The following is a 3759-nucleotide window of genomic DNA, read 5'->3' on the forward strand; positions in this document are numbered from 1 at the left end:
TTGGTTCTCGCAACCCGACCCTACCGGGAAACCCGATGGCCACCGTAAGCTACACCACGTCTGGGGACGTCACCCGTTCGCGCTGGGCCAAAAAATCCGTCCTTCAAGGCTTGACTGGTGGGCCATGCAGAAATCCGATAGTGCTCGGATAAACTTTGTTTCTGAGGTGCGGCGGTCTGGCGTTATCCCCATTTCTGTTAGCCAGAATTTAAGGGCGGCGTAGGTCGTCGCGTCTGCTGGCTCAAACTCGCAATATACTTGGCTGGTTCCCTCGATCAGGTCTCCAAACTGGTCTGAGGTTGTTGTGTAGGTTCTTTTGTTGTCTTTCAAATTTCGTCCTTCCAATAGGTGTTGGCCCTTCGGAGAGGCTGGGCCTCAGGGCTATTCAATCAGCGATGTTGGGAAGCAAGGCCGCTCACACGCCCAAGCATTTGACACAGAAAAACCCGCGATCCTTTCGGGGCGGGTTTCGGGTGGCTTATAGCCTGACACGCTGGAGCTAAACTCAGGTCAAGCCTGATGCTATCGAGCGCGTTTCAGTTATCTAGTATGTGGCTCGCATAAAGTCAAATACCTTCAAGTTATTGCATGTGTTCTGGCAGTTGAGTGCAGTTCTATCAGTCATCCAAGGCCACGCGCAGGGCCATGCCTTAAGCTGCAACAAGGTGCTGGGTTGCTGCCTGCCTTCGCCTCTCTCGGATACCTTTTGAGTAGAGCCTAGCGTTACTGGTGCCTGTTACTGGATTGATGGTAACAATAGGGCTGTTTTACTTGCTAATGATGCTAGAATCACATTACTCTAGTATCAAATGTTACTGCTTGGAGTGAGCATCATGGCAATCGTCGGGTATCGTCGGGTTAGCAGTGTAGATCCGAACTTGGACCGTCAGGACCTAGGGCAGGTCGATAAGGTCTTTGAAGAAAAGCTGTCAGGGAAGAGCGCCAAGGACCGCCCAGCGCTGCAATCTCTCCTGGACTATGTCCGAGAGGGTGACAGTGTGGTGGTCTACTCTATCGACCGTCTTGCCCGTGACCTGAGGGACCTTCAGGACATCATCCAGCACGTCAACGACAAGGGTGCATCCATTGCCTTCCTGTCTGAAGGGCTGACCTTCTCTGCTCACAAGGAAGATGCCTTCGCTAGGCTGCAACTACAGATGATGGGAGCCTTTGCTGAGTTTGAGCGAAACATCATCCGCAAGCGTCAGGCTGAGGGGATCGCGAAGGCCAAGGAGAAAGGCGTCTATAAGGGTAGGAAGCCCAGCATCGACCGTGAGAAGGTCAAGGAACTCAAAGCTGAGGGGCTGTCCACCTACAAGATTGCTGGCAGCATGGGCATCAGCCGTATGTCGGTACACCGCATCTTGAATGGGTAGGTTGCGGTTTACTCTGAAAGGTGAAGGACCCCGCCTAGGTGCGGGGCCCCTTGGATTCATCAGAGGGTGGGGGCAATTCTGAACCAGCAGGCCCTTCGGTTGCCGGGCAAAAAATAGAACTTCGTAATATCAAGACGCGCCTTGGTCAGCTTCATGAGGGCAAAGTATTCGAACCTGCCACCCATTCCTTTGCGCTAGGGGTAGGAACTCCCGCTGGTTATGCGTGAGCCTATCTCCGGGTGCTTTTACTTCTATTATTTTCCGCTCGCCGTTTGCTCCATAAGCGAAAATATCAGCCCAACCATACGTCCCAGACGCATCGAGACTATCCATGGAAAGCCAAGATCCTTGTTCTTCTAGCTCGGATATTTCTACCATCAGCCTAACGATCTCTGAGTTCTTTGCCTGCCAGCTGGCCTCTGGTATGCTCGTTGGATCAAAGTTCGGTTTGTGACTTAATTCCATAAGCTCTCGCGCGCTAAGGGATGATCTATATTTCGGTAAACTTTCGAGGAAGGAGTGTGAGTCATCCTCATTCAGAAACCTAAGCGGTAAAGTGACTGGGAATTTTGCAATCGAGCTATGAACCTTGTGGAAAGCTGAATAATCTCCCGTTTTCCTACGTTCATGACTGGCGATGATCAACTCTTTCGGGTCAAATCTAGCCAGCTCCGAAATCTCGTTTGTGTAGGTGTGGCGCAGTTTCATTCTCTTGTTGTCGATTGTAGTCTGAGCCATTCTCGGGAGTTCGCAGTGGAAATTTTTCCAGCAGTTCCTTAGTCTATTTACAAAGTCTTTTGGTGGTTCTTGATGTTGGTAAAATTGCGGGAAGAAATTCTTAAATGCACTTTTTGATTTTGCTGCCTTGGACCATCCGTATATCGTAAAAAGGACGCGTTCGATGTAGTCCCATTCGCTTGATCGTTCCGATATTTTCTGTACAATTTCGCTTCTTTGGCTCTCGGTGTGGCGGTGTAATGCGTAGAAGGCGGTAGGTCCGCTCCTGATCATAGATTCAAGAGTTATTTTTGTCGCTGACTTTTTAGTGAAAGTGGCCTCTAGCAAGACGGCAAGTAGCCTTCTTTCGTCTACGTATAGTCCTTTCTCCCTTGACAAGTATTTTATTGCGGCAGCTTCAACGCTTTCCCACTCGTCATTTTGTGTATGTCTCCATTCCTTCCTTGATCGTCTCAGGAGAGGCGCACTTGAGACGGATATTTGGTTGCTTTCGAGAAAGATGACATCTGCACGCTTGAGGGGATTAAGATTGTTCATGTTGTCGCGTGGTTTTCTTTGTTGGGCAGGGCGGCAGGATGGCTCAAATATTCATCAATAGAATTTCAAGGCAAAAAGAAAGTTGCTGTGCGGCTTGAGAAAGTCAATCCTTTACATTGTTGCCTCTAGTTGTTCCATCCTGGAGTAACATATGCCCCTCGTCGATCAGCGCTTTTGCAGGCGCAATCATCCGCAGTTTGTAAAGAAGCGCCTTAGGAAGGATTGTGCTCGAGGATTCCTGGCTCTCCCGGGTGTGCAGCATCATCCTTCTGTCGCCAGCGGAACGAGATGAAGACAGGTACTTTTATCGATTTGGCGATTTCTCCGATGCATTTTGCTGCATAGTATGCGGACACCCCTTGAAATGAGAAATCGAGACTTTCAATGTAGTGGTAGCCCTCATCATCTTTGAGGCCGGGAACCATATTTGTCGATACTACCGCTGCCAGTTCTTCATACCCACCAAGTCTCTTGAAACCGGTTTCTAAGGCGAGGGTCATAAGTCCTTTCCAGTTTGATTTCGTGGGGGCTACGTTGTCGAAGCTGCCAGACACGAATTTTGCATGGTTCAAATTTGGGATGTCGCTGAACTGGAAATACTTAGGGTTTTCTTCCCCTTTAATCTCTGCTTCGGGTTTGGTGTACTCTTCAAGGTAGTGTTCAAGAATTTTTGTAATCACATCTTCAATTTCAAAAATTCCCTTCAATTCGTTCAGGCGTTTATAGTCGGCATCTTTGATGTACACGTAGGGCAAAACGTCTTTCCTCTTAGAACAGATACTTGTTCTTTGGCAGGCTCCCATGTGGAGTACGGATTGGCAATAGTGGGCTCTGAGCAGGCACAACCTTTGGATTCATTTTGGCACACATTGGCACACACCTTGCAAGTTTCGGCACCAAGCTGCTATCAGGGCGTTGGATGCAATTGGATTATGGTAGACGCAGCCTAGCCGGAAAAATTCTTTGATTTTGAGGGCTTGATAGTGCGAAGCACGTTAGCGTTGAGGTCGCTGTGGGGTAACTCCCGTGGAAGGAGCTATGGCTGAATCTGGTGTTTGGGCGGTTTGAAAGCTGGCGGTGCATCTGGTTGGTTTGATGTTGCCAAACA

3 protein-coding genes are annotated in these 3759 nt (G+C 49.2%); 1 reads left to right on the forward strand and 2 read right to left on the reverse strand.

Annotation, left to right across the window (positions count from 1 at the left end; genetic code table 11):
- Positions 1-833: 833 nt before the first annotated feature.
- On the forward strand, positions 834-1376 hold the full coding sequence (locus tag Q4543_RS23920; protein ID WP_303442587.1) for a recombinase family protein: 543 nt from the start codon (positions 834-836) through the stop codon (positions 1374-1376).
- A 129-nt stretch (positions 1377-1505) separates the two neighbouring features.
- Here the strand turns inward: Q4543_RS23920 and Q4543_RS23925 are convergent, their stop codons facing one another.
- Both Q4543_RS23925 and Q4543_RS23930 read right to left on the reverse strand, forming a co-directional pair.
- Complete coding sequence (locus Q4543_RS23925; protein ID WP_303442590.1) at positions 1506-2651, reverse strand: VRR-NUC domain-containing protein; 1146 nt, start codon at positions 2649-2651, stop codon at positions 1506-1508.
- 212 nt (positions 2652-2863) lie between these two features.
- A complete protein-coding gene (locus tag Q4543_RS23930; RefSeq protein ID WP_303442593.1) occupies positions 2864-3397 on the reverse strand; it encodes a T4SS efffector SepA family protein in 534 nt (177 codons plus the stop codon).
- Positions 3398-3759 lie beyond the last annotated feature (362 nt).

Origin of the sequence: Salipiger sp. 1_MG-2023, assembly GCF_030547555.1 — a bacterium.
Classification (GTDB): Bacteria; Pseudomonadota; Alphaproteobacteria; order Rhodobacterales; family Rhodobacteraceae; genus Salipiger.